At 67.6% G+C, this 23266-nt stretch carries 23 protein-coding genes; 11 read left to right on the top strand and 12 right to left on the bottom strand.

Annotation, left to right across the window (positions count from 1 at the left end):
* Positions 1 to 148: 148 nt before the first annotated feature.
* Complete coding sequence (locus tag ACWF4Z_RS12590) at positions 149 to 352, bottom strand: hypothetical protein (RefSeq protein WP_452243119.1); 204 nt, start codon at positions 350 to 352, stop codon at positions 149 to 151.
* Positions 349 to 1722, bottom strand: coding sequence for a PspC domain-containing protein (locus ACWF4Z_RS12585; protein WP_452243118.1), 1374 nt, complete (start codon positions 1720 to 1722; stop codon positions 349 to 351). The genes ACWF4Z_RS12590 and ACWF4Z_RS12585 overlap by 4 nt, the downstream gene beginning before the upstream one ends.
* 181 nt (positions 1723 to 1903) lie before the next feature.
* Here ACWF4Z_RS12585 and ACWF4Z_RS12580 point away from each other — a divergent pair, with 181 nt between their 5' ends.
* The gene (locus ACWF4Z_RS12580; RefSeq protein WP_452243117.1) at positions 1904 to 3592 is read left to right on the top strand and encodes a PspC domain-containing protein; all 1689 of its coding nucleotides are present in this window, start codon (positions 1904 to 1906) and stop codon (positions 3590 to 3592) included.
* Positions 3589 to 4230, top strand: coding sequence for a response regulator (locus tag ACWF4Z_RS12575; RefSeq protein WP_452243116.1), 642 nt, complete (start codon positions 3589 to 3591; stop codon positions 4228 to 4230). Before ACWF4Z_RS12580 ends, ACWF4Z_RS12575 begins: the two co-directional genes overlap by 4 nt.
* Before the next feature lie 13 nt (positions 4231 to 4243).
* Here ACWF4Z_RS12575 and rpsR read toward each other — a convergent pair whose 3' ends face one another.
* Positions 4244 to 4486: a 30S ribosomal protein S18 gene (gene rpsR, locus ACWF4Z_RS12570; RefSeq protein WP_452243115.1), complete on the bottom strand. Its 243-nt coding sequence runs from the start codon at positions 4484 to 4486 to the stop codon at positions 4244 to 4246.
* A 135-nt stretch (positions 4487 to 4621) separates the two neighbouring features.
* On the opposite strand from rpsR, the gene ACWF4Z_RS12565 reads away from it, so the two are divergent.
* Positions 4622 to 5944: an aminopeptidase C gene (locus ACWF4Z_RS12565; protein WP_452243114.1), complete on the top strand. Its 1323-nt coding sequence runs from the start codon at positions 4622 to 4624 to the stop codon at positions 5942 to 5944.
* Here ACWF4Z_RS12565 and ACWF4Z_RS12560 read toward each other — a convergent pair.
* Together ACWF4Z_RS12560 and ACWF4Z_RS12555 are read right to left on the bottom strand one after the other, a co-directional pair.
* Positions 5941 to 6672, bottom strand: coding sequence for an alpha/beta fold hydrolase (locus ACWF4Z_RS12560; RefSeq protein ID WP_452243113.1), 732 nt, complete (start codon positions 6670 to 6672; stop codon positions 5941 to 5943). The genes ACWF4Z_RS12565 and ACWF4Z_RS12560 overlap by 4 nt on opposite strands.
* A gap of 39 nt (positions 6673 to 6711) precedes the next feature.
* Entirely contained in the window at positions 6712 to 7437 is a 726-nt protein-coding gene (locus ACWF4Z_RS12555) for a PIG-L deacetylase family protein (RefSeq protein ID WP_452243112.1), read from the bottom strand.
* Positions 7438 to 7505: 68 nt separating this feature from the next.
* Between ACWF4Z_RS12555 and ACWF4Z_RS12550 the strand changes: the two genes are divergently transcribed.
* Positions 7506 to 8594: a serine hydrolase domain-containing protein gene (locus ACWF4Z_RS12550; RefSeq protein WP_452243111.1), complete on the top strand. Its 1089-nt coding sequence runs from the start codon at positions 7506 to 7508 to the stop codon at positions 8592 to 8594.
* Here the strand turns inward: ACWF4Z_RS12550 and ACWF4Z_RS12545 are convergent.
* Entirely contained in the window at positions 8591 to 9202 is a 612-nt protein-coding gene (locus ACWF4Z_RS12545) for a ClpP family protease (protein WP_452243110.1), read from the bottom strand. The two genes, ACWF4Z_RS12550 and ACWF4Z_RS12545, sit on opposite strands and share 4 nt — an antisense overlap.
* Positions 9199 to 9846, bottom strand: coding sequence for a ClpP family protease (locus ACWF4Z_RS12540; RefSeq protein ID WP_452243109.1), 648 nt, complete (start codon positions 9844 to 9846; stop codon positions 9199 to 9201). The genes ACWF4Z_RS12545 and ACWF4Z_RS12540 overlap by 4 nt, the downstream gene beginning before the upstream one ends.
* Before the next feature lie 47 nt (positions 9847 to 9893).
* Between ACWF4Z_RS12540 and ACWF4Z_RS12535 the strand changes: the two genes are divergently transcribed.
* The gene (locus tag ACWF4Z_RS12535; RefSeq protein WP_452243108.1) at positions 9894 to 10271 is read left to right on the top strand and encodes a hypothetical protein; all 378 of its coding nucleotides are present in this window, start codon (positions 9894 to 9896) and stop codon (positions 10269 to 10271) included.
* A gap of 309 nt (positions 10272 to 10580) precedes the next feature.
* Here the strand turns inward: ACWF4Z_RS12535 and ACWF4Z_RS12530 are convergent, their stop codons facing one another.
* A complete protein-coding gene (locus ACWF4Z_RS12530) occupies positions 10581 to 11198 on the bottom strand; it encodes a class I SAM-dependent methyltransferase (protein ID WP_452243107.1) in 618 nt (205 codons plus the stop codon).
* Between the two features lie 67 nt (positions 11199 to 11265).
* On the opposite strand from ACWF4Z_RS12530, the gene pcrA reads away from it, so the two are divergent.
* A complete protein-coding gene (gene pcrA / locus ACWF4Z_RS12525; RefSeq protein WP_452243106.1) occupies positions 11266 to 13584 on the top strand; it encodes a DNA helicase PcrA in 2319 nt (772 codons plus the stop codon).
* 103 nt (positions 13585 to 13687) lie between these two features.
* Positions 13688 to 14248 (top strand): hypothetical protein, encoded by a 561-nt coding sequence (locus tag ACWF4Z_RS12520; protein WP_452243105.1) that lies wholly within the window; start codon positions 13688 to 13690, stop codon positions 14246 to 14248.
* Here ACWF4Z_RS12520 and ACWF4Z_RS12515 read toward each other — a convergent pair whose 3' ends face one another.
* From ACWF4Z_RS12515 to ACWF4Z_RS12505, 3 genes are all read right to left on the bottom strand, one after another.
* On the bottom strand, positions 14249 to 15556 hold the full coding sequence (locus ACWF4Z_RS12515; RefSeq protein WP_452243104.1) for a lanthionine synthetase LanC family protein: 1308 nt from the start codon (positions 15554 to 15556) through the stop codon (positions 14249 to 14251).
* Between the two features lie 46 nt (positions 15557 to 15602).
* The gene (locus tag ACWF4Z_RS12510) at positions 15603 to 16364 is read right to left on the bottom strand and encodes a M23 family metallopeptidase (protein ID WP_452243103.1); all 762 of its coding nucleotides are present in this window, start codon (positions 16362 to 16364) and stop codon (positions 15603 to 15605) included.
* A gap of 327 nt (positions 16365 to 16691) precedes the next feature.
* Complete coding sequence (locus tag ACWF4Z_RS12505) at positions 16692 to 17552, bottom strand: esterase/lipase family protein (RefSeq protein ID WP_452243102.1); 861 nt, start codon at positions 17550 to 17552, stop codon at positions 16692 to 16694.
* Between the two features lie 136 nt (positions 17553 to 17688).
* Here ACWF4Z_RS12505 and ACWF4Z_RS12500 point away from each other — a divergent pair, with 136 nt between their 5' ends.
* The 4 genes from ACWF4Z_RS12500 (at position 17689) to ACWF4Z_RS12485 (ending at position 21811) form a co-directional block, all read left to right on the top strand.
* Positions 17689 to 18108 carry a cobalamin B12-binding domain-containing protein gene (locus ACWF4Z_RS12500; protein ID WP_452243101.1) on the top strand — a complete coding sequence of 140 codons (420 nt, stop codon included), beginning with the start codon at positions 17689 to 17691 and terminating at the stop codon, positions 18106 to 18108.
* A 355-nt stretch (positions 18109 to 18463) separates the two neighbouring features.
* Complete coding sequence (locus ACWF4Z_RS12495; protein WP_452243100.1) at positions 18464 to 19789, top strand: ABC transporter substrate-binding protein; 1326 nt, start codon at positions 18464 to 18466, stop codon at positions 19787 to 19789.
* Positions 19790 to 19886: 97 nt separating this feature from the next.
* The gene (locus ACWF4Z_RS12490; RefSeq protein WP_452243099.1) at positions 19887 to 20957 is read left to right on the top strand and encodes a carbohydrate ABC transporter permease; all 1071 of its coding nucleotides are present in this window, start codon (positions 19887 to 19889) and stop codon (positions 20955 to 20957) included.
* Positions 20957 to 21811: a carbohydrate ABC transporter permease gene (locus tag ACWF4Z_RS12485; protein ID WP_452243098.1), complete on the top strand. Its 855-nt coding sequence runs from the start codon at positions 20957 to 20959 to the stop codon at positions 21809 to 21811. Before ACWF4Z_RS12490 ends, ACWF4Z_RS12485 begins: the two co-directional genes overlap by 1 nt.
* A gap of 210 nt (positions 21812 to 22021) precedes the next feature.
* On the opposite strand, the gene ACWF4Z_RS12480 is transcribed toward ACWF4Z_RS12485, so the two are convergent.
* Positions 22022 to 22693, bottom strand: a complete 672-nt coding sequence (locus ACWF4Z_RS12480) for a hypothetical protein (protein WP_452243097.1) — start codon at positions 22691 to 22693, stop codon at positions 22022 to 22024.
* Positions 22694 to 23266 lie beyond the last annotated feature (573 nt).

Raw genomic sequence — 23266 nt, 5'->3', positions numbered from 1 at the left:
TCTGCGAGGCCCGACCCAACCACAGCCCCCCTCTCGCACACCACCCGAGCGGCGCATCCACCCTCGACGCCCCGCCGAAGGCGGCAACTAACACAGCCGCCGCGAAGCGGCGTCCGAACCAAGTCCATACGTCCGTTACAAGAACCGATCAGCTGCGGTGGGAGGCGGCGAGGCCGATGACGCCGGCGGTGACCAGGAGGAGGGCGCCGGTGACGCCGAGGTCGTCGGTCTGCAGGACGCCGTTGTCGTTCAGCATCCAGATCGTGGCGGCACCGGTCAGGATGGTCCCGGCGATCACGCCCGGAACATCCGGCTTGGCCCGCTTGCGGGGCTGATTCTGCGGCTGCTTCATCCGCGCTCCACTTTGATGCTGCCCAGACGGAGGTCCAGGTCGAGGGTGACCTTCTGTGGGCCTGCCTTGCCGTCGGCGCCGAGGTCGTTGAGGGTCAGTTCCGCATTATGGCCGCCCTTGTGCTGGTCCTGCCAGACCACCTCGCCGGTCTTGGACGTCAGCTGCCCCTCGAGGTCGACGTCCGCCGGGACCTTGACGAGGATCTCGCCGACCCCGCCGTGCACCTCGACCTTGGCGCCCGGGGCGAACGTGGCCTTGGTCAGGTCCAGGTGGGCCGACCCGACGTCGAAGGTGTAGGTCGTCCCGGTCGCGCTGATCGTCTGATCGGCCGGTGCGACGTAGTTGATGTCGGCGACATCGCGCGGCACGCTCGGGAAGACGGTGCTCGCCACCGCCCCGAGGGCAAGCAGGATGCCCAGCGGCAGCAGGCCGAGCGTGCGACCGGCGAACCCACCGATCAGCATGCCGGCGCCGAGCGTGGCCAGGCCGATGATCAGCATGGTCGCCGTCGGGGCGCCCGCGAGTGCGGCGATCCCGATCGCGAGACCGGTGAGTACGACGACGATCGACTTGATCCCGCGGACACCCTTGGCCGGCGGCTCCGCAGTCGTGGTCCGGTTGGGCGGGGGAGCGGTCGGCGGTTCGTCGACGTACAGGCCGAGGGGGTCGTCCTCGGTCCACACAGGCTGGACCGATTCGACGGTGCGGTCCTGAGGTCGCTGTGTGGCCGAGGACGCCGTGCCCGTCGGGGGAACGGACGGGCCGGTCTGTGCGAATGTCGGGGCAGTTGCGCTCTGCGGAGCTGCGTACGGCGAAGCCGGTGGGGTGCCCGGGGTGGTGTCCTGGGGGCGACCCGCCCAGTCCGTCCCGCGGCCGTCCCACTGCTGGCCCTGCTGCGTCAGGTTGACGCCCGTGCCACCCCATTGATGGCGGCGGCGTCCTCCGCCCTTGCGGCTGCGGGCGACCACCCAGATGACCGCGAGCACGATCAGCGGACCGGGGATGAAGCGGCCGATGTTGAACGACGACATCATCGCGATCCCCGCGAACACGCAGACGCCGATCACGATCGGCCACAGCCACGGGTGATCGGGCCGGACCCGGTCGCCGAGCAGACCCTGCGCGGCGGAGCGCTCGCTGCCGTCCTCGGGCATCAGCACCCAGGCGGCGATGTAGAAGATGATGCCCGGGCCGCTGATGATCAGCACCGCCATCACCACCCGAACCAGGACCGGGTCGATGTTCAGCGCGCGGCCGATACCGCCACAGACACCCGCCACCCACCGGTCCGACCGGCTCCGCTGCCAGCTCTGCACGTTCTGCAGGCGGTTGCGGTCGAACCCACCGGGTCCACTCTGGTTCTGCTCCATGACATCGATAGTGGCGCGTTCGGCGGCGTGATCACATCGGGGATGCCCCCCGAGGACCCCGGAGTCTGCCGGACTCGGGGTTCTCCCCGAGCAGACCCTGAGCCGGGGCGAACCGCGGTGAGGATGCCGCCCGGGGTAAGCCTGCTGGTGTGGACCGGTCCGGCATGTGACGATCGTAGGGATGAGCCAGCCAGCCGCCACGCCTCCGGGCGGGTCCTCCGCGAACGGAGCCCCACCCGAGCCCGCGCCTGGGCAAAACCCGGCCGCGCAAAACCCGGCTGGGCCGGACCAGAGCCCGTGGCAGTACAAGGGCTGGGGACCCCAAGGCCCCGCGCAGTACCAAGGCCCGTACGCCGCCTACGCGGCCAGGATGGGTAATGCCACCAACGGCAGCGCACCCAACGGCAGTGCAGGCCAGGGCTACGCGGGCTATTCAGGACAGAGCTACTCAGGCCATCCCTACAGCAGCGGGCCGACCTACAGCGCCGGACCGTTCAGCGCGGGACCGAGTGCCGGACCGAGCAACGCTGGACCGAACGGTGCCGGACCGGCGTACGGCGGTCAGCCCGGCCCAGGTGGTCAGCCGCGGCCGCCGACCGAGCCACTCCCGGTCCGCCGGGCGTATCGCCGGACCGAAGGACGTGTCATCGCCGGCGTTGCCGGTGGGGTCGCCGATCACCTCGGCGTCTCCGACACCGTCGTCCGGCTGGTGCTGATCGCGACCACGGTCTTCGGCGGCGTCGGCGTACTTGTCTATGCGGCGTTGTGGTTCCTGATGCCGCTGGCGCCGCGGACGATGCCGGCGGCGCCCGGATTGGCTGCGCACACCCGCGGCGGGCTGCGTTCGGATGAACCGCCGCCACCGGTTGCCGAGGCCAAGGAGCGGAAGCGGGAGAAAAGCCGCGGACAGGTCACGGCCCTGGTGGCGATCGGGATCGGGCTGCTGATCCTGCTGCAGGTCGCCGGGCTCGGGATCGCCGGGAAGATGTTCTGGCCGCTGGTGTTCGCCGGGACCGGTCTCGCGCTGATCTGGCGACAGGCCGACGAGAGCCAGAAGCAGCAGTGGGCCCGGGACGTTCGGGTTCCGATCCTCGGCATCGTGCTCGGGAAGGGCGGCTGGAAGTCGCTGATCCGGATCGCCGTCGGGCTGGTGCTGCTCGGGACCGCGGTCACGCTGTTCCTGGTACAGAACGGCCGGCTGTCGATGGTCGGCGACGTACTGATCGCGCTGGTGCTCGCCGTGGTCGGCCTCGGCGTAATCGCCGGACCGTGGGTGCACCGGCTGAGCCGGGACCTGAACAACGAACGCGCGGAGCGGGCCCGGTCGGAGGAGCGCGCCGACATGGCCGCCCACCTGCACGACTCGGTGCTGCAGACGCTCGCCCTGATCCAGAAGCAGGCCGACGATCCGAAGGCCGTCGCCAGGCTGGCCCGGTCGCAGGAGCGTGAGCTGCGGTCCTGGTTGTACGACGAGGACGACAACACCGACCAGACTCTGGCCGGAGCCGCCAAGCGGGCCGCCGCCGAGGTCGAGGACTCGCACGGCGTGCCGGTCGAGGTCGTGACGGTCGGCGACTGCGACCTGACCGAAGGGCTCGCCGCGATGGTCCGGGCCGCGCGCGAGTCGATGGTTAACGCGGCCAAGCACTCGGGCGCGGCGAAGATCGACGTGTTCGTCGAGGTGGACGGCGACCGGGCGGAGATGTTCGTCCGGGACCGCGGCAAGGGGTTCGATGTCGAGGGCGTGCCGGACGATCGGCTCGGGTTGCGGCACAGTGTGTTGGGCAGGATGGAACGGCACGGCGGCCGCGCAACGGTGCGGTCCGATCCGGAGACAGGGACCGAAGTGCGACTGGAGATGGACAGATGAGCAGCAGGCGCGTTGTCGTCATCGATGACCACGACATGTTCCGGGCCGGGGTGCGCAGCGAGATCGGCACCGCGGTCGACATCGTCGGGGAGGGATCCGACGTCGACTCTGCCGTCAAGGCCATCGTCGGCACCGAGCCCGACGTGGTGCTGCTGGACGTCCACCTGCCAGGTGGCGGTGGCACCGAGGTGATGAAGCAGGTCCACCAGCGGCACCCGGAGATCAAGTTCCTGGCGCTGTCGGTCTCCGACGCGGCCGAGGACGTGATCGGCGTGATCCGGGCCGGCGCGCGCGGCTACGTCACCAAGAACATCAGCGGTACCGAGCTGATCGACGCGATCAATCGGGTCGCCGAGGGTGACGCGGTCTTCTCACCGCGCTTGGCCGGCTTCGTGCTGGACGCGTTCTCCGGTGCCATCGACATCGCGTCGGTCGACGAGGACCTCGACCGGCTCTCCCAGCGTGAGCGCGAGGTCCTGCGGCTGATCGCCCGCGGCTACGCCTACAAGGAAGTGGCCCGCGAGCTGTTCATCTCGGTGAAGACCGTCGAGACCCACGTCTCGTCGGTGCTGCGCAAGCTCCAGCTCTCCAACCGCCACGAGCTGACCCGCTGGGCCACGGACCGTCGTCTGGTGTGAGGTCGCCGTACCGTCAGCGGCTTGCCGACGTGTAGGGCAGGAGCGCCATTTCGCGGGCGTTCTTGATGGCGCGGGCGATCTGCTTCTGCTGCTGCACCGACAGTCCGGTGACCCGGCGGGAGCGGATCTTGCCGCGGTCGGAGATGAACTTCCGCAGCAACGCCGTGTCCTTGTAGTCGATGTAGGTGATGCCGTCGCGGTCGAGCGGGTTCTGCTTCGGCTTGCGCTTACCGGTGGGTGGTGGGCGTCGCGGCATGGTCCCTCCTCTGTTGAACGTCGTTTTCATCAAGCCTAACGCACGCGGTGTGGGTGGCGAGATCTGGACAGGGCACCCATCCGCCACCCCGGTACGGGCGTCCGGGGCTTGGTGGCTGTTATACCGTCGACTCTTATGGAGCGGAATCTCACAGCCGATCAGCTCGCGCTCTTCGAGAAGGAGTTCGCGTCGAACCCGCAGTACCGGGTGATGCAGAACGCCGTCACGCAGACGCCGGTCAACACCATCGCCCTGGACCGCCAGGTGGTCACCTCGATCGACCACTCGGTGTCGAACGTGCTGGACGACTGGAAGGTCACCCATCAGAAGAAGAGCGGCCGGTGCTGGATGTTCGCCGGGCTCAACCTGCTCCGGGCCGGGGCGGCCGCGAAGCTCGGGGTGAAGGACTTCGAGTTCTCCCAGAACTACGTTCTTTTTTGGGACAAGTTCGAACGTTCGAACTTCTTCCTCGAGGCGATCATCGAGACGGCCGAGCGCGACGCCGACGACCGGACGGTGGCACACCTGCTCTCCGACCCGATCGGTGACGGCGGCCAGTGGAACATGTTCGTCGCGGTGGTCCGCAAGCACGGCCTGGTGCCCAAGTCGGCGATGCCGGAGACCGAGAGCTCGTCCTCGACCGCCCAGATGAACGACATCCTGCGCAAGGTGCTCCGCCAGGGCGCCCGGGATCTGCGCGCACTCGACAGTGTGGACGCGCGCCGCGATCGCAAGCAGGAGATCCTGAGCACTGTGCACCGGGTGCTGAGCATCCACCTCGGGACGCCGCCGCAGAAGTTCCTGTGGCAGTGGAAGGACAGTGACAAGGCCTTCCACCGCGACGGCTGGACCACGCCGGCCGAGTTCGCCGCGGCGTATGTGGAGCTGCCGGTCGACGACTACGTCTGCCTGGTGCACGACCCGCGCGAGACCAGCCCGATCGGCAAGACCTTCACCGTCGACTACCTGGGCAACGTCATCGACGCACCCCCGGTGACCTACCTGAACGTCGAGATCGACCTGATGAAGCAGCTCACCCAGGACGCGATCCTCAACGGTGAGCCGGTTTGGTTCGGCTGCGACGTCGGCAAGCAGATGAATGGCGACCTCGGCTACTGGGACGCCAAGCTCTACGACTACGGCTCGGTCTACGACACCGAGTTCACGCTGAACAAGGCCGATCGCCTGGTCCACCACGAGACCCTGATGACCCACGCGATGCTCTTCACCGGCGTCGACGTACTGGACGGCAAACCGCGGCGCTGGCGGGTAGAGAACAGCTGGGGCGAGGAGAAGGGCGACAGCGGCTTCTGGACGATGAACGACTCCTGGTTCGCCGAGCACGTCTTCGAGATCGCCGTCCGCCGCTCCGCCCTCCCCGCCGACCTCCAGGCCCGCTTGGACGAAGCCCCTATCGTGCTCCCGGCCTGGGACCCGATGGGTGCCCTGGCCGACTAGAGGATCAGCCGGAGCGCTTCGGCGGGACGCTCGAGGGTCGGGAGATGCCCGGCCCACGGGAGGTCGAGGCGCTCGGGGTTGGGCAGGCGTTCCTGTAGGTAGGTTGCGCAGTCCGCGAAGAACTGGAAATCATGTGCGCCCGTGATCAGTCGCACGGGCGCGCTGATCTTTTCGGGCTCGACGGTGTACTCCTCGTTGTCTACGTCGCCGGCGGGGATCTGGAGGTCGTAGGCGCGCTGTTGCATCGCTCGGAGTAGTTCGCGGGCGTCGTCGTCGGCGTCCGGTCCGATCCACTTGCGGACTGTGAGGTCGGTGGCACCGGCTACGTCGTTCGCCTCGACCAGGCGGTTCTCCTCGGCCCACACGGCGCGGAGGTCGTCGGTTGGTACGACGTTGTCGGTCGGCGCGCAGATCAGGACGAGGCGGTTGAACCGCTCCGGCTGTCGGCTGGCCGCCTGCTGTACGACGTAACCGCCGTACGACGCTCCGACCGCCGTGACACTGTCCACGCCGAGCTCGTCCAGTACGGCGAGGAGGTCACCAGCGTCGGAGTACTTGGCGGCGGGCTGCAGCGGGGTCTCGCCGTACCCTCGCAGGTCGACCGTGATCACCCGGTGGTCTGCCTTGAGCTCCTCGACCTGGCGAGCCCACATCCGTGCGTCCGCCACCCCCGCGTGCACCAGTAGCAACGCAGGCCCATCTCCAACCACCGCATGCGAAATCGTCATGCCCGAACCCTGTCTGGTCGCGGCCCACCGGCAAAATCATTAAAGCCGGATGACGGTGAACTGCTCGGCGTAGTGGTTGGCGGGGAAGCCGGCGGTGGTGGCCCGGCGGAGGCTGAGGTCGCGCATGGCACCGGCCAAATGCTCGGGGTCGTGGTGCTGGCTGGCGTGGGACATCAGAGCGGCCATCTTCTGGTCGAAGGTGTCGGTGATGTCGACGTAGTGGTTGACCTCGGGGTGTTCCATCATCCAGAGCTCGTCGAGGTCCCAGGCCTCTTCGCTGAGCTCGGTGAAGGCGAAGGGGTTGCCGGCCGCCGGGTAGAACGCGCGGACGGCCGCCTCGGCCGTGGCCAGGTGGTCGGGGTGGGAGACCTGCAGCCGCATCCAGTTGCGGTCCGGTGAAGGACTCAGCAGCCGCTGCGGGCGGACCTTGCGGATCACTCGGACGATGTCACGGACCAGGTCCTGGGTGGGCTCGACCGCGCCGTCGTGGTACCCGAGGAAGTGCACATCGGTGACGCCGACTTTCTCGGCCGCGGCGGTCTGCTCGGCCCGCCGGACGACGGGGATCTCGGCCCGGTCCCGATCCGGCTCGAACCCGCCGGCCTGGCCGTCGGTGACGATGCAGTAGTGGACCTCGATACCGGCCTTCGTCCACAACGCGATCGTGCCGGCTGCGGCGAAGTCGATGTCGTCCGGGTGCGCGACCACGCACAGCACTCGCTCGATTTCGCGGTCCGGACGCGGATTTCCCACAGGCACGTTCACCTGACCGACCCTAACTGCTTGGTGCGGCCCTTGATACGTCACTGCAAGCTGGACTCCTAGGAGGTGCGATGGAATTCGGCGGTACGTGCGACCCGGAGGACGTCGGCCTGGACTCCGGCCGGCTCGCTGCGGCGGTTGAGCTCGTCCAGAACCGAGGAGCGATCGCCCAGCTCTGTGTGCTCCGCGACGGCCACCTGATCCTCGACAGATCCTTCGGGTGCGCACCGGACGCGTTGTTCTGGCTCTTCTCCGCGAGCAAGCCGTACGTCGCCATCGTGATCTACCAGCTGATCGAGGCCGGACGGCTCCACCTGGACGACGCGGTCGCGGCCTACTGGCCCGAGTTCGCGCACAACGGCAAGCGGGAGATCACCGTCCGCCAGGTGCTTCAGCACCGGTCCGGTGTCACCACCGCCGGTTCGTACCTCGGCGACGCCCGTGCCATGGCGGACTGGGACCGGTCGCTGCGGCGGATCGAAGAGGCCACTCCGCGCTGGCCGGTCGGCACAGTGGCCTACAGCCCGCTGGCCTTCGGTTTCATCCTCGGTGAGGTCGCTCGACGGTGTAGTGGGCGGCCGATCGAGGATCTGGTACGCCGTGCCGTCCTTGAACCACTCGCGGTCACGGACACCTACCTCGGACTCCCCGCAGACCAGTGGGATCGGCACGTCCCACTGAGGGTGGCGGGACCGGCTGGCCCGTTCATCCAGTCCGTGGTGAACCGCCGCAGTACCCGGGCGGCCGTCGTACCGGCTGCTGGGATCTCGACCACCGCACGGGACCTTGCTGCGCTCTATCAGGCCTTGCTGCACGGTGGAGTCGGTCCGGCCGGGCGGTTGCTGCGTCCGGAGTCGCTCGCGATCGCAACCGAGCCGTCCAGCGAGGGTGCGATCGATCGGACCGCGCGGTCGCCGATCCGGTGGTCACAAGGGTTCCAGCTCGGCGGTCCGCGGTCGGTGCCGGATTCGGTTCCGTCGTTCGGGACGCTGAGCAGTCCGCGGACGTTCGGTCACAACGGCAGCAACTGCTGCGTGGGGTGGGCGGACCCCGACCGGCGGATCGCGTACGCCTATCTGACCAACCGCCTCGGCCGTCCGGCCGCTGACCTCGCCCACCACGTCGCCGTCGCGGACGAGGTCCTCGCTGCCGCCGGCTAGGCCAGTGCGGCCAGCGGCATCCGCGCAGTGATCACCTCGTCCACGATCCCGTACTCCTTCGCCGCCTCCGCGGTCAGCACGAGGTCCCGGTCGGTGTCGTGCCGCAGCTTGTCGATCGACTGGCCGGTGTGGTGCGACAGGATCTCCTCGACCTCACTGCGGACCCGAACCACCTCGTCGGCCTGCAGGATCAGATCGGGGATCGTGCCCTGGCCGCGGGCGGCCGGCTGGTGCAGCACGACCCGGGTGTGCGGCAGTACGGCGCGGCGCCCGGGCTCACCCGCCGCCAGCAGGACCGCGCCGGCCGCCATCACCTGGCCGATGCCTCGGGTCGCGATCGGCGAGCGGATGAACCGCATGGTGTCGTAGATCGCGAGCATCGCGGACATGTCGCCGCCCTCGCAGTTGATGCAGACCTCGATCTCCTGGTCGGGCTTGTCCGTCTCCAGGTGCAGCAGTTGGGCGATGATCGCGTTCGCCACGCCGGCGTCGATCGCCGTACCGATGTAGATGATCCGCTGCGAGAGCAGATGCGAGTAGACGTCCATGATCCGCTCACCCCGCGGGTGCTCGGCGATCACGTTCGGGATCATGTAGCTGTTGCTCATGCGGCGTCCTTTCGTGCGGGCGTCACTTGGTCGAACGACTCGACGATGTGGTCGATGAAGCCGTACTGACGGGCCTGTTCGGCGGTGTACCAGTGGTCGTGGCGAGAGTCCTCATGCACCGTGTCGAACGACTGCCCGGTGTCCTCGGCGACCAGCGCGAGGACGGTGTCGCGGATGTGCCGCAGGTCGTTGCCCTGGATCTCGATCTCCGCCGCGGACCCGCCGATACCGGCCGAGCCCTGATGCATCAGCACTCTCGAGTGCCGCAGCGCGTAGCGTTTGCCCGGCGTACCGGCCGACAGCAGGAACTGTCCGGCGCTGCAGGCCAGCCCGATCGCCAGCGTCGACACGTCGCACGGGATCAGCCGCATCACGTCCCGGATCGCGAGCATCGACGGTACTGATCCGCCGGGTGAGTGGATCCACAAGGCGATGTCGGCCTTGGGGTCCTCGGCGGCCAGCGTCAGGAGCTGGGTCGCGAGCAAGGTGCCGTTGTCGTCGTCGAGGACTCCGTCGAGTACGACGATCCGCTGCCCGAGCAACCGCTGCCGCGCGGTCTCGTTGAACATCGGCGGTTTCATGTCTTCTGCCATGTCGTCAACACTGACCCGGCCGACCAGGCAGATCCCAGCTTTTCTGCTCACGGCAAGTCTGCCCACAGCCAACAAAGTGTTATGGCAGTCTCCGTCGAGTGAATTTGAGTGACAACGCGATCCTGGTCGCCGATGGTCTGTCCGATCAGGAACGCACTCTGCTGGAGTTGACCGCCACCCCGGCCGCGACGCTGCTCGGTGCCGTCTCCATGATCTTGCGGACCACGCTGTTCAGCGAGGACCCCGCCGCTTGGGTCGACATGTGGCAGGCGCGCCCGGATCTGGCTCGGGTGGAGTGGATGGACGGGCCTGAGCTCGCGACCGTCGTGGCGCACCTTGCTGCGAAGGACTACGAGGGGACGATCGAAGGCGTCCCCGGGCTCCGCATCACGTCCTGCGACGACCACGCTGCCAAGATGCTGTGGCTCGGTTCCATCAGCCCGGTTGAGCTTCAGCTGACCCGCCAGCTGTCCTAAGGACGGGTCGCGCGGCAGTCGCCGTCCTGACTCGCCCATGACCACCGACTGGGGACTGCGGACACAAAACAGCCCCGACCGGGGAGCGTGACGAACCAGATTCGACAGGTCGAGCTCCCCCAACCCCAACCCCACAAGGCGAGTCCGGCCACATCAGGAGATCACCCGGCCTGATTTCCTGGGTTGGCCACCGAATTTCCTGGGTCTGCCAGTGAAATCGGGGGTTCCTGACCCATGTTCAGGGTCCGCAACCCCGCATTTCATGGGCCAACCCATGAAATGTGCCAGCTCAGCCCGCAACGACCGGTCTCAGGTGGCGCGGCCGAGGATGTGGTGGCGGGATGGGTCCGGTCCGCTGGGCGGGAAACTGAAGCGGTCGATGGTGGCGATGGTGAAGCCCGCGGTGGTGATTGCGGTGGCGGTGTCGCGATGGAGATGGCAGCCGCCGGCCAGTGGCGGCCAGATGGTCAGGTCGAGGAGTTTCTGGAAGGTCTCCATCGCGCCGGGAGGGGCTGCGACGTGTTCCCAGAAGCGGAGCTCGCCGCCAGGCCGTAGGACGCGACGAGCCTCGGTGAGCGCGACTACCTGGTCGGGGACCGAGCACAGGACCAGCGACATCACCACGGCGTCGACCGAGTCGTCGGGCAGCGGCAGGCGGTCCGCCGTACTGTTCACGACCACGATGCCGCCCGGTGCCGACTCGGCTTGCTGCTGTGCCTTGCCGCGGAGGTACGGCTCGGGCTCGATCGCGAGCACGCTCGTCACCGCGGCGGGGTAGTGCGCGAAGTTCCCGCCGTCACCAGCACCGACCTCGACCACCTGGCCCGACAACCCGTCCAGCAACCGCCGCCGGTACTCACTCGCCCCGGCCTCGTCCATCCGCGGCCGAAGCCGCGCATACAACCGCGCGAACACCGGATTCCTCATACCTCACCCTAGGCCGTTCGAACCGGCGTTCGGTAAGTGTCGGAGGGAGCGCCTAAGGTGGTCGGTGATGACTACGCTGTTTTCGCCTGACGAGCTCCCGGTGCCGCTGGAGGAGCCCACAAAGCATCGGACCGATCCGGAATCGCTGCTGGAGGGGCTCAATCCACAGCAACGGGCCGCGGTCGTGCACTCCGGCAAACCACTACTCGTGGTGGCCGGCGCGGGCTCCGGCAAGACCCGGGTGCTGACCCGCCGGATCGCCTACCTGCTGGCGGCCCGCGACGCGCACCCCGGTTCGATCCTGGCGATCACGTTCACGAACAAGGCCGCCGCCGAGATGCGCGAGCGGGTCGTCGAGCTGGTCGGCCCGCGGGCGAAGCTGATGTGGGTCTCGACGTTCCACTCGTCGTGTGTGCGGATCCTGCGCCGCGACATCAAGCGGTTCGGGATCAACTCGACGTTCTCGATCTACGACGACACCGACTCGCGCCGGCTGATGACGCTCGTCTGCCGCGAGCTCGACCTGGACGTCAAGCGGTACAACCCGCGCGCCGTGCTGAACTGGATCAGCACCCAGAAGAACGAGCTGATCGACCACGAGACCGCCGCGGCGAAGACCTCCAACCACTTGGAGGAGACGTACGCCGAGTGCTACCGCATCTACCAGGAGCGGTTGGCCCAGGCGAATGCGCTGGACTTCGACGACCTGCTGATGACCACGGTCAATCTGCTGCAGGCCTTCCCCGAGGTCCGTGAGTACTATCGCCGCCGTTTCCGCCATGTGCTCGTCGACGAGTACCAGGACACCAACCACGCGCAGTACACGCTGATCCGCGAGCTCTGCGGTGAGGATCCGACCGACTACAACGGTCCGACGGCGCCACCTGGTGAGCTGATGGTGGTCGGCGACTCCGACCAGTCCATCTACGCGTTCCGGGGCGCGACGATCCGCAACATCCTCGCGTTCGAAGAGGACTTCGTCGGCGCCGAGACGATCCTGCTCGAGCAGAACTACCGTTCCACCCAGACCATCCTGACCGCGGCGAACGCGGTGATCAGCCGCAACGAAGGCCGGATGGCGAAGAACCTCTGGTCCGACCAGGGGCAGGGCGAGCAGATCGCGGTGTACGTCGCCGACAACGAGCACGACGAGGCCCAGTTCGTCGCCGACGAGATCGACCGGCTCGCCGACGCCGACAAGGTGAAGCCGTCCGATGTCGCGGTGTTCTACCGGACCAACGCGCAATCGCGAGTCTTCGAAGAGGTCTTCATCCGCACCGGCCATCCGTACAAGGTCGTCGGCGGCGTTCGGTTCTACGAGCGCAAGGAGGTCCGCGACGCGCTCGCGTACCTGCGCGTGCTGGTGAATCCGGCCGACACCGTCTCACTGCGCCGGATCCTCAACGTGCCCAAGCGTGGCATCGGCGATCGGGCCGAGGCCGCGATCGAGGCATTGGCCGCGCGGGACCGGATCTCGTTCGCCGAGGCGCTGCGCCGGGCCGAGGACGCGCCGGCGATGGCGTCGCGCTCGGTCAACGCCGTTCAGGCCTTCATCGACATCCTCGACGAGCTGACCGTGATGGTCGACTCGAGTGCGCCGCCGGACGAGATCCTGGACTTCGCCCTGCACCGCTCCGGGTATTACGACGAGCTGCAGAAGTCCACGGATCCGCAGGACGAGACCCGCCTGGAGAACCTGGACGAATTCATCTCCGTGGCCCGCGAGTTCGTCGAGGAGCGCACCACGGCCGGCGAACCGTCCGACCTGCAGGCGTTCCTCGAGCGGGTCGCCCTGGTCGCGGACGCGGATCAGATCCCGGATGCGGCCGCGGACGGCGGTGTGGTCACGTTGATGACACTGCACACCGCGAAGGGCCTGGAGTTCCCGGTCGTGTTCCTGACCGGGATGGAGGACGGTGTCTTCCCGCACTCGCGGTCGCTGACCGACATGAAGGAGCTCGAGGAAGAGCGCCGGCTCGCGTACGTCGGCATCACTCGCGCCCGGCAACGCCTGGCGTTGTCCCGCGCCGCGGTGCGATCGGCGTACGGCGCTCCCCAGCACAACCCGCCGTCACGGTTCCTGGAGGAGCTCCCGGCCGAGCTGCTCGACTGGCGCCGGGACGAGTCCGCGATCACCCGCTGGTCGGGGACCGGGACGACGCGCGGCAGCGGGATCTCCAGCCGGTACGAGCCGCCGCGCAAGACGGCCTCGGACAAGCCCGTCATCAGCCTCAACCCCGGCGACCGGGTCGTCCACGACAGCTTCGGGATGGGCACAGTCGTGGTGGTCCGAGGCGAGGGTCAACAAGCCCAAGCCGACATAGATTTCGGGTCCGAAGGCGTCAAGAGATTGTTGTTGCGGTATGCACCGGTAGAAAAGATCTGAGCGGGAAGGGCATAGCTCGGTCAAGGTTTTGGACGTTTACGTTGCGTCTGAGCCGGAGATTGAGACAATCAAGGCTCTTCGCCCCTCCCCGGAAGCGTTCCCCATGCCCAAGTCGTCGGACACCAACCGCCGGATCATCCTGGCGGGGTCCAACCCTGGGCTGCGGCTGTTCGACGAGAACGGCAAGGTCACGGCGTACGCGTCGATCTGGATGGTCGACTGGTCGATCCGCGGTGCGGGTACGGCGGTGGTCCTCTGGTTCGACGGAATCGTTCGCGTGGTGTCGGAGGACGTCGACCTGGCCGCCTGGCTGGAGCGGTACTTCGTGCGTTCGTTCCTCGAGGTGCAGGGCCTGCCGTGGCACGAGCCCGCGGTCGAGCGTGACCTCGTCCAGGTCTCGATGAACCTGGCCGACGGGCTCAGCGCCAAAGCCGCCGACATCCAGATCGAGATGGGCGGCGTGCTCGACCGCCGGCTGTTCGCGACCGACAACTTCCAGCTGGCCGAGGGCACCCACAGCCTCAGCCTGGTGATCGCACCGGTCCGGTCCGCGACCGTCTCGATCGGCGGCGCCTCGGTCCCCGGTTTCGTCCAGGTCGACGGCTCACCCGACCGGCCCGGCTCGTCCGCGTTCCTCACCACCGCCGAGGTCTGGCAGCGCTAGTTAGCTATTCGGGATGATGGCCCACCAGTTGTCCATCCGCGCGACCGCGGTCTGATCGCCGCCGAGCACGCGCTCGAGCCGGAACAGGTACGCCGAGATCCCGGCCGCTCCCTGCATCCAGCCGACGCCCGGCGGCAGTAGGGGCTCGTCGTTCTTGTGCTCGAGGAAACGCCAGTACGCGTGATCGTTCTCGCGGTACGCCCGGTCGAGCAGGGTGTCACCCAGTTGGATCGCGAACTCCAGGTCCTGCTTGTCGCCGTCGCGCAGCCAGCCGTCCAGGAACGCGTCGCCGGATCCCGCCGTACCGCAGCAGCGTCCGTCGTTGTCCCAGAAGCCCGGGTGGAGACGTTCGGGGATGCCGGAGTACCGCACGCTGTCCAGGCAGCGCCGGCGCCAGACGGTCGGGGACTCACCGGCGATCTGGCCGACTCCGGCGTACTCGAGGGCGCTGAAGAGCAACGCCGTACCGGCGCCGCCGTGACACCAGTTGTACGTGTACTCGTCGCCGTGACGCTCGGCCCACGGGATCACCCGCGGCACGCGGAAACCCTTGTCGTCGTTGATGCCGAGAGTGACCAGATGCTCGGCACCCCGCCGGGCCGTGGTCACGAGCTCCGGCCGTTGCAGCTCGACGCCGGCTGTGGCCAGGACTGCTGCGATACCGGCCAGCCCGTGCGAGAAGTTCGGCATCTCGGTCGGCGGCGACGCGACCACGAATCGTCGCGGGATGAACAGCCAGTTCAGACCGGCTGCCGTCTCTTCCTGCTCGGCCAGCAGGAGCTCGACAGCGCGGTCAGCCAAGGGCCGGGCATCTACACCGTGCCGCAGCGCCCACAGAGCGCCCATCAAGGCCCCTGCGGTGCCGAGTGTGGCGTCGTTGACCGCGCCGCCTGGGTGATACCTGTCGGTGTCGTCCAGGAAGCTCTCGTGCCAGCCCGCGTCGGTCACGATCTCGAGGGCACGCTCGACCGCGGCGGCACTGCCGGGCTCGCCGAGCGCCGTCAGGATGCCGATCGAGCTGACCAGGCCGTCGAAGTAGCTGATCGAGCCGTCCGCCGGGATGACGGCGCGGATGCGGTCCGCGATGCCGGACGCGAGACGCTGCTCGTCGGAGGTCCAGGGACGAGTCAACCGGATCTCGGTCAGTGCGTGGGTGAGTCCGCCGATCCCGCTGTGCATGCCGTCGAGGTACTCGGTCGGCTTCTGACCACCGGCCGACTCCGGGATCCACGGGCCGTCGTCGTCCCAGTGCACCTGATCGAGGACCCAACTCCAGGCTGCCTCGGCAACCTCGGCGTACGACGTCATGCGCGGAGCCTAGCCGTGCAGAGGGGGCCAGGCAGAGAGGTTTTCTTTACGGGTCCAGACCACAGTGGTTGCGCAGCCAGGGTGCCGGGTCGATCGCCGCGCCGCCGTCGGGGTGAACCTCGAAGTGGAGGTGCGGGCCGGTGGTGTTGCCGGTCATCCCGATCTCGCCGACCTTGTCACCCGCATACACGGTCTCGCCGACCGATACGGCGAACTCCGACATGTGGTTGTACCAGGTGACGGTGCCGTCCTCGTGCCGGACCTGGACCTGGCGGCCGTACGGGCCGGCCCAGTTCGCGAAGATCACAACGCCCTTCATCACGGCCCCGATCCGGGTGCCCTGCGGGGCGGCGAAGTCGAGGCCGGTGTGGTTGTTGGCCCAGCGGCTGCCGCCCTGACCGAAGGTCGCGGTGATGTGGTAGCCGGTGACCATGATCTGGCAGCGGGTGGCGGACTCGCGGGCGGTCTTCTCCTTGAGCTCCTGCTTCGCCTTCGCCGATGCCAGCGCGCTCGCGCGCTGGTTGGTGAGCGCCTGGGTGGCGCTGAGCTTGAGGGCCCGCTGCTTGGCCAGCTGAGTGGCCGCGGCCTGCTTCTTCGTCGTGTCCGTGGCGGCCAGCTGGACCCGGGAGGAGTCACGGGTGGCGAGCTGGCGGGCCTGAATCCGTGCGGTGGTGATACCGGACAGCTGCTGCCCGCTGTCGAGGCTGAGCGCGGCGAGATTGACCGCCGAGTTCGCCTGCGTCGGTGACGCGAGCGAGCTGGCGCTGAAACCGACAGCGCCTGCCGCCGCGGCGAGGGCCGCGGTCAAACCGACGATCTGGGTACCACCTGGTGTATTACGCCTGGCAACACGATGCTTGGCACTGTGACGTCCTGCGCCGGGCTTGCGCGCAGTGTTGCCTGGCGTGTCGCGGTCGCCCGCGGCACGGTGCTGGGACACAACGTGGCCTTTCGGTCACAGGGGAGGGGTTGTCCACCCTCCGGGAGGTTTTATTCCCCCGTCGGGCTCATGCACCATAACGGATGGGTCACGGGGGCACAAACCCTGCCACCCCTTTTTCCCCGTCTCCTTCACGAAACCTTTGCATGAGCGGCTGCACGTGCATCCGCTCCGAGTGCCCGGTTGCCTGCCTGGTCAGGCAGATTCCGGACTGCTCTGTTGCTCGTCAAGGTGGGCCAGCACCCCGGTGATCTGGTGCACGACCTCGCCATGGAACGGCAGGGACAGGTGGCCCACGCCGTGAACGCGCACGTTACTCGCCACCAGATCGGGATGCCGAATCCGGGCCCTGCGTTGCGGCACGATCAGCTGGTCGACGTCGCTGTAGAAGGCGATGAACCTGGTCCCGCACTCCGGCGCCGGCTCGGCCAGCTCGGCCATCAGGTCGCTGTCCGGGCGCACCTGCTTGACCAGGGGCCAGGGCAACAATCGGGCCGCCATCGTGCCCTGGTGCGGAGTCCCGAGCGTGACGCAGGTGTGGACGCGCTCATGGCCGCCCAGCCGCTGGATGTAGTACCGCGCGATCAGACCGCCCAGGCTGTGCCCGACGACGTGGATCTGGTCCGAACCGGACGCCTCGCAGATCGCCTCGATCTCCTGGCCCATCCGTTCCGCGGTACGGCGTACGTCCAGCGTCAGAGGTGAGTACGAGAACGTGTGGATGCTGCTGAATCCACGCCGCGCGAGCTGGCGGCGCATCAGCGCGAAGATCGTGTGGTTGTCGATGATCCCGTGGGCGAGCAGGATCGGCGTACCGGCCGCTCGAACGTCGCTGACCAGCAGGCTGCGCTGAGCCGGCGTCAGGCCGGTCAGGGAGAGCCGCTGGATCGGGGCTGCGGATCCGCCGACCAGGCCGAGCGGATACATGGCCAGGTGGGTAGTGAGCCACCCGATCTCCACGGCGGCGCCCTGCAGGACTCGCAGGTTCAGTGCAGAGCGGGCGCCGTACTTCAACCCGTCCAGCGCACCGCGTACTTCCTCTTGCCAGGCACTCATGGGCGACTCCTCCCGGCGAATCAGACCCCCCGAATGGTCCGATCACTTTCCACGGTAACCGGTTCCCATCCTGCGTGTGGGGGAACACACTGCTCCGTGTCTTATCCGTGAGGTACGGACCGGTTAGCCTGCGAGCATGCCTGCTACGAGTCCTCTGCGCGTCGTCGTCGCCAAGCCTGGCCTGGACGGCCACGACCGTGGCGCGAAGGTCGTCGCCCGGGCCCTGCGGGACGCCGGGATGGAGGTCATCTACACCGGTCTGCACCAGACGCCCGAGCAGATCGTCGAGACCGCCATCGCCGAGGACGCCGACGCGATCGGCCTGTCGGTGCTGTCCGGGGCGCACATGACCCTGTTCAAGCGGGTCCGCGAGCTGCTGGTCGACCGGGAGGCCGACGACATCGTCGTGTTCGGCGGCGGGATCATCCCCGATGCGGATCTGGCGCCGCTCGCCGAGCTCGGCGTACACAAGATCTTCACTCCCGGCGCGACGACGACCGAGATCGTCGAGTGGGTTCGGGCCAACGTCGGTGACGCGTCCGCATCACCTGCCTGAGTCCGGCCTGAGTCCCACCTGAGTCTTTCCCGGAGTCCCGGATCCGCTCCGGAGCGTGATGACGACAGCCCGGAGTCGAACTGAACGTACCGGCCGGGTTCAGACGGGTTACTTGTCGGTAATACCGAATCGTTAAGAAATACCTGGTTGTGCGGGCTGTCGAATCGCGGTCGCATACAGCCATGCGGCTGTCCGTTTCAGAGACTGTCCGGTGGGAATGTGTGTGTGGCTCAGAACACATCGGCCCCACTCTCGGTTACTGTCCGGACAGGGCGGATCGCAGTGCGGTGGGGGACTGTGCAACCCGCTGACGCAGACCCAAAGCGACGTCCCATCGGGAGAGGGCAGGTAAACGATGAGGTTTGAACGATCACACACACGCAAGGCGGCATTCGTTGCCGTCGCAAGCAGCCTGGTGCTGCTGGCATCCGCGTGTGGCGGTGACGACGGGAGCAGTGGCAACGGGGGCTCGGGCTCGGCCGGCGCGCTCGAGGGCCGAGGACCGATCACCCTTGCCAGTGGCAAGGACACGTCCGGAAACCTGCAGCACCAGCTCGACGCCTGGAACTCCACGCACCCGAACGAGAAGGTGGAGCTCAAGGAGCTCCCCGACGACGCGGACGCGCAGCGGCAGCAGATGGTCCAGAACGCGCAGAACCAGTCCGACGCGTACAGCGTGCTGGTGATGGACGTCGTCTGGACGTCGGAGTTCGCGGCCAACCAGTGGATCACCCAGATCCCCGAGGACAAGGTGCCCGACCTGGGCAAGCTCGTCCCGGCGACGGTGGAGACCGCCAAGTACCGCGACAAGCTGTACGGCGTGCCGATCACCTCCGACGGTGGTCTGCTCTACTACCGCAAGGACCTGCTGACGGCGGCCGGTGTGACCGACCCGCCGAAGACGTGGGACGAGCTGCTCGCCGACTGCCAGAAGGTCGCGGCGACGCCGGCCGGCAAGGGCCTGAACTGCTACGCGGGCCAGTTCGAGAAGTACGAAGGCCTGACGGTCAACTTCTCCGAGGCGATCAACTCCGCGGGCGGCGCGATCGTCGACAAGGACGGCAAGCCGAACGTCGACACCCCGGAGGCACTGGCCGGCGCACAGGAGCTGCAGAACGGCTTCAAGACCGGCGCCATCCCGAAGGCCGCCATCACTTACAAAGAAGAGGAGAGCCGGCGCGCGTTCCAGGACGGCAAGCTGCTGTTCCTGCGGAACTGGCCCTACGTCTACTCGCTGGCGAACAAGACCGACGGTTCGTCGAAGGTCGCCGGCAAGTTCGCGGTCGCACCGCTGCCGGGCAAGTCCGGCCCGGGCGTCTCGTCCCTGGGTGGTCACGACTACGCGATCAGCCAGTTCGCCAAGAACAAGGCGACCGCGGTCGACTTCATCAACTTCATGGCCAGTGAGGCCCAGCAGAAGGACAACCTCACCAAGACGTCGCTGGCGCCGACCTGGGCCTCGCTGTACGACGACCCGGCGCTGGCCAAGCAGTTCCCGTACCTGCCCGAGCTGAAGGCCTCGATCGCGTCCGCGCAGCCGCGGCCGCGCGTGGTCAAGTACGGCGACGTGACGGCAGCGATCCAGCAGACGGCGTACGACATCTTGAGTAAGCCGGCGACGGATCCCAAGACGGCCCTGACCGCTCTGCAGACCAAGCTGCAATCGCTCATCACGCAATGACCGATGTGCCGGGGCCGGTGCGCGGTGAGACAGTGACCGCGCGCCGGCCCCGGCCAGTCCCTGCCCGGGTTCGCCCGGGAAGCAGAAGGAGGCGCAGGTGACTGCAACCGCGCCGGTCGCAGAACGGCCGGCCAAGGAACCCAAGCAACCGAAGCGGCAGCAGCGCTTCAACGAGGGCACCGGCCGGCTGGCCGCGCTACTGCTCTCGCCGACGCTGCTCGTGCTCGGACTCGTCGTACTGTTCCCGATCATCTCGGCGTTGCGTGAGTCGCTGTTCACGAGCGGCACGAAGCTCGACGCGAACGGCTTCATCGTGAAGGGCTCGACGTTCGTCGGGCTCGACAACTACCTCGACATCTTCAAGGGCGACACCGGCCACCGGTTCTGGAACGCGTTCTACAACACGACGTTCTTCACCGTGGTCTGCGTCGTACTGGAGACGGTCCTCGGCGTCGCGATGGCGCTGATCATGCACAAGGCCTTCAAGGGCCGCGGCATCGTCCGGGCCAGCATCCTGGTCCCGTGGGCCATCCCGACCGTCGTCTCGGCGTTGCTGTGGAAGTGGATCTTCCAGGCCGACGGCGTCGCCAACCAACTCATCGGCGCGCAGGTGCTGTGGTCCACCGAGGGCTGGCAGTCCAAGCTGTCGGTGATCATCGCCGATACCTGGAAGACCGCACCGTTCATCGGCCTGCTGGTCCTCGCAGGTCTGCAGACCATCCCGGCCGAGGTGTACGAGGCGGCGAAGGTGGACGGCGCGAGCGTCTGGAAGACGTTCACCCGGATCACTTTGCCGCTCGTGAAGCCGGCACTGCTGGTGGCAGTGCTGTTCCGGATCCTCGACACGCTGCGGATCTTCGACCTGCCGTTCGTGCTGGTCGGCCCGCACAAGGACTCGGTCGAGACCTTGTCGATGCTCGCGTACGACGAAGCCTTCAACACCAGATATGGGCCGGCGGCCGCTTATGCGACGGTGTTGTTCGTTTACGTCGCCGTGGTCGCCTATGCCTTTGTGCGGATCCTCGGAGCCGATGTGATCGGTGAGGCCCGGGCGAAGAAGCCCGGTGGCGGCGGCAGTGGCGGCAAGCGCTGGCGGAAGAAGAACGCGGTCTCGGGCTCGAGCGACAACACCTCGGTCGGTGCCGTCGCCATGGGAGGTGGGATGTAATGGCCGCCGTAGCTCCCCAGCCGGCCGAGGCCAGCTGGTTCCGCCGGTTCGCACCGCTGCTCGGCGTCGCGGTGATCGTGATCTACTGCCTCGCGCCGTTCTACTGGATGGTCGTGTCGGCGCTGCGCCGGCCGTCGGACCAGTTCTCGAACAAGATCATCCCGGCGCCGTTCTCGATCCAGAACTTCAAGGATGTCTTCGCCGGCTCCAACGGCTTCGGCCGGGGCCTGCTGAACAGCCTGATCGTGGCCGGCACCGTGACGATCCTGACGCTGATCATCGGCATGGTCGCGGCGTACACGCTGGCCCGGCTCGACTTCAAGTTCAAGAACGTCGTGCTGGCCATCATCATCACCACGTCGATGTTCCCGGGCATCTCGCTGGTGATCCCGCTGCTGAAGCTGTTCATCGACATCAAGTGGATCAACACCTACCAGGCGATGATCGTGCCCAGCCTGTCGTTCGCACTGCCGCTGGCGGTGTGGAACCTGACCGCGTTCTTCCGGCAGATGCCGCAGGAGCTCGAGCAGGCGGCGATGGTGGACGGGTGTACTCCGGCGCAGGCGTTCCGCAAGGTCATCATCCCGTTGGCCGCGCCTGGTGTCTTCACGACCGCGATCATCACGTTCATCGCGGCCTGGAACGAATTCCTGATCGCGCTGAGCATGACGAACAAGAAGTCGATCCAGACGGCGAACGTGATCATCTCGCAGTTCACCGGCACGACCGGCCGGGACCAACCGTTCGGCAGCCAGATGGCGGCCGGTGTCGTGGTGACGATTCCGCTCGTGATCGCCGTACTGCTCTTCCAGCGCCGCATCGTCGCCGGCCTGACGGCAGGCGGCGTGAAGTGAGCCTGTTCCGCAAACGCGCGGAACAGGCTCGGGACGACCGAGCTCGGCGGGACCGGGAGGACCGGGACCGCCGTGATCGGGACGAACGGGATCGGCGGGACCGCGAGGACAGGGACCGGTGGGAGCGCGACGAGCGCGACCGCCAGGACCGAGAGCGTTACCGCTGAACAGGGGAGAGGGCCGGAAACCTCAGGGTTTCCGGCCCTCTTGCTATGCCCCGTTGTCGGCCAGCCAGCGCTGGATCAGGTCGTTGGTCTGCTCGTTGAGGACGTTGACGGTGACCGGGTCGCGCTGGATCTCCACGGCCACCGGCTGGAGGTCCGGGACCTGGCCGCTGACCAGAGCCTGCTCTTCGGGCAGCGCCTCGTACGCACCGGGACGCCACCAGTAGACCTGCGGGGTGATCGGGTGGTCGCCGCCGCCGAAAAACTCCTGGGACACGGATTGCAGGCTGTCGATCGCCAGGATCACGTGCGTTTCCGGACTGATCACGTGGATGAAGACGTACTCGGGCAGCGGCAAAGCGATCAAGGCACCGTACGGCGCGGTCGCGGGATCGACGTACCGACGCAGCACTTGCAGGTGCGAACCGACGTACCGATGCGTGCCTCCGATCACTCGCATCGGCAGGGCCATCGCCTCCTGCTCCTGGACGTACGACTCCTCACCGAGCGACAGCGCCGCAGCCCGCCCGAACACGACGTTCTCGTCCGCACCATCCAGATCGATCCGGTTCACCGGCATCAGCTTGTCCGGAAAGTCCCGTACGACGGCCTGCACCAGCCCCGGCGCCAACGGCCGAGTCAGCAGATGCGGCCACACCTCCGCCGGAAACGCATCCTCCCGATAAACCCGCAACCGCAGATTCTCAGCCCCAGCCACATCCCCACCCATCACCTGCCCGACAGGCGACTCCACCTCATCCCGCCGCTCCCGCCGCCCACGCCACATCCGCCCAACCCCTCCTAGAAGACCAGCCGAGATGCTATCCCGGCCCTGGTTCCCCCAGAACGACGAAAGTGTGATGCGGGGATTGATCGGACACCGCTGCGCGGCGGCTGTCTCTGCCTTCGGCGGGGCGCGGATCGTGGATCCGCCGCAGGTGCGGTTTGGCGCCGGGCGAGCGTGGTGCGGTCGAGCCTCGCGGAGGGGCTGTGATTGGGCCAAGCCATGCGCAGGGACTGTGGTGTCGCGGTCTTCGGGCTGCGTGATCGTGCTGGTCGCGGAGCCGCTCACCCGAGTGGTCGTACGTCGGAGGTGTTCACGGCGGTGGATCGTGGTGGGCTGACGGACCGGGGTTATGGGGTGCCGGCGTGATCACATCGCTGAATCGTGGTGGGTGGGGCGGGCCGGGTGTTCGAGTCGTGGACTTTGGCGCGATCTGCCGCGTGTCGCCGACCCTGAGCCACGACTCGATGCCCACCCGGAGCCGGGTCTCGGCATGTGGTCGCGGGT

The organism is Kribbella sp. NPDC055071 (genome assembly GCF_053608045.1).
Note: the sequence above shows the minus strand (reverse complement) of the source record. Positions and strands in the feature narration are given on the sequence as shown.

Bases quoted from the DNA above. Each gene is read 5' to 3' on its own strand.
- ACWF4Z_RS12560 (WP_452243113.1), bottom strand. From the start codon at position 6,672: ATGACGATTTCGCATGCGGTGGTTGGAGATGGGCCTGCGTTGCTACTG.
- pcrA (WP_452243106.1), top strand. From the start codon at position 11,266: ATGACTACGCTGTTTTCGCCTGACGAGCTCCCGGTGCCGCTGGAGGAG.
- ACWF4Z_RS12530 (WP_452243107.1), bottom strand. From the start codon at position 11,198: ATGAGGAATCCGGTGTTCGCGCGGTTGTATGCGCGGCTTCGGCCGCGG.
- rpsR (WP_452243115.1), bottom strand. From the start codon at position 4,486: ATGCCGCGACGCCCACCACCCACCGGTAAGCGCAAGCCGAAGCAGAAC.
- ACWF4Z_RS12500 (WP_452243101.1), top strand. From the start codon at position 17,689: ATGCCTGCTACGAGTCCTCTGCGCGTCGTCGTCGCCAAGCCTGGCCTG.
- ACWF4Z_RS12545 (WP_452243110.1), bottom strand. From the start codon at position 9,202: ATGAGCAACAGCTACATGATCCCGAACGTGATCGCCGAGCACCCGCGG.
- ACWF4Z_RS12495 (WP_452243100.1), top strand. From the start codon at position 18,464: ATGAGGTTTGAACGATCACACACACGCAAGGCGGCATTCGTTGCCGTC.
- ACWF4Z_RS12515 (WP_452243104.1), bottom strand. From the start codon at position 15,556: ATGACGTCGTACGCCGAGGTTGCCGAGGCAGCCTGGAGTTGGGTCCTC.
- ACWF4Z_RS12485 (WP_452243098.1), top strand. From the start codon at position 20,957: ATGGCCGCCGTAGCTCCCCAGCCGGCCGAGGCCAGCTGGTTCCGCCGG.
- ACWF4Z_RS12520 (WP_452243105.1), top strand. From the start codon at position 13,688: ATGCCCAAGTCGTCGGACACCAACCGCCGGATCATCCTGGCGGGGTCC.
- ACWF4Z_RS12565 (WP_452243114.1), top strand. From the start codon at position 4,622: ATGGAGCGGAATCTCACAGCCGATCAGCTCGCGCTCTTCGAGAAGGAG.
- ACWF4Z_RS12550 (WP_452243111.1), top strand. From the start codon at position 7,506: ATGGAATTCGGCGGTACGTGCGACCCGGAGGACGTCGGCCTGGACTCC.
- ACWF4Z_RS12585 (WP_452243118.1), bottom strand. From the start codon at position 1,722: ATGGAGCAGAACCAGAGTGGACCCGGTGGGTTCGACCGCAACCGCCTG.
- ACWF4Z_RS12575 (WP_452243116.1), top strand. From the start codon at position 3,589: ATGAGCAGCAGGCGCGTTGTCGTCATCGATGACCACGACATGTTCCGG.
- ACWF4Z_RS12505 (WP_452243102.1), bottom strand. From the start codon at position 17,552: ATGAGTGCCTGGCAAGAGGAAGTACGCGGTGCGCTGGACGGGTTGAAG.
- ACWF4Z_RS12590 (WP_452243119.1), bottom strand. From the start codon at position 352: ATGAAGCAGCCGCAGAATCAGCCCCGCAAGCGGGCCAAGCCGGATGTT.
- ACWF4Z_RS12580 (WP_452243117.1), top strand. From the start codon at position 1,904: ATGAGCCAGCCAGCCGCCACGCCTCCGGGCGGGTCCTCCGCGAACGGA.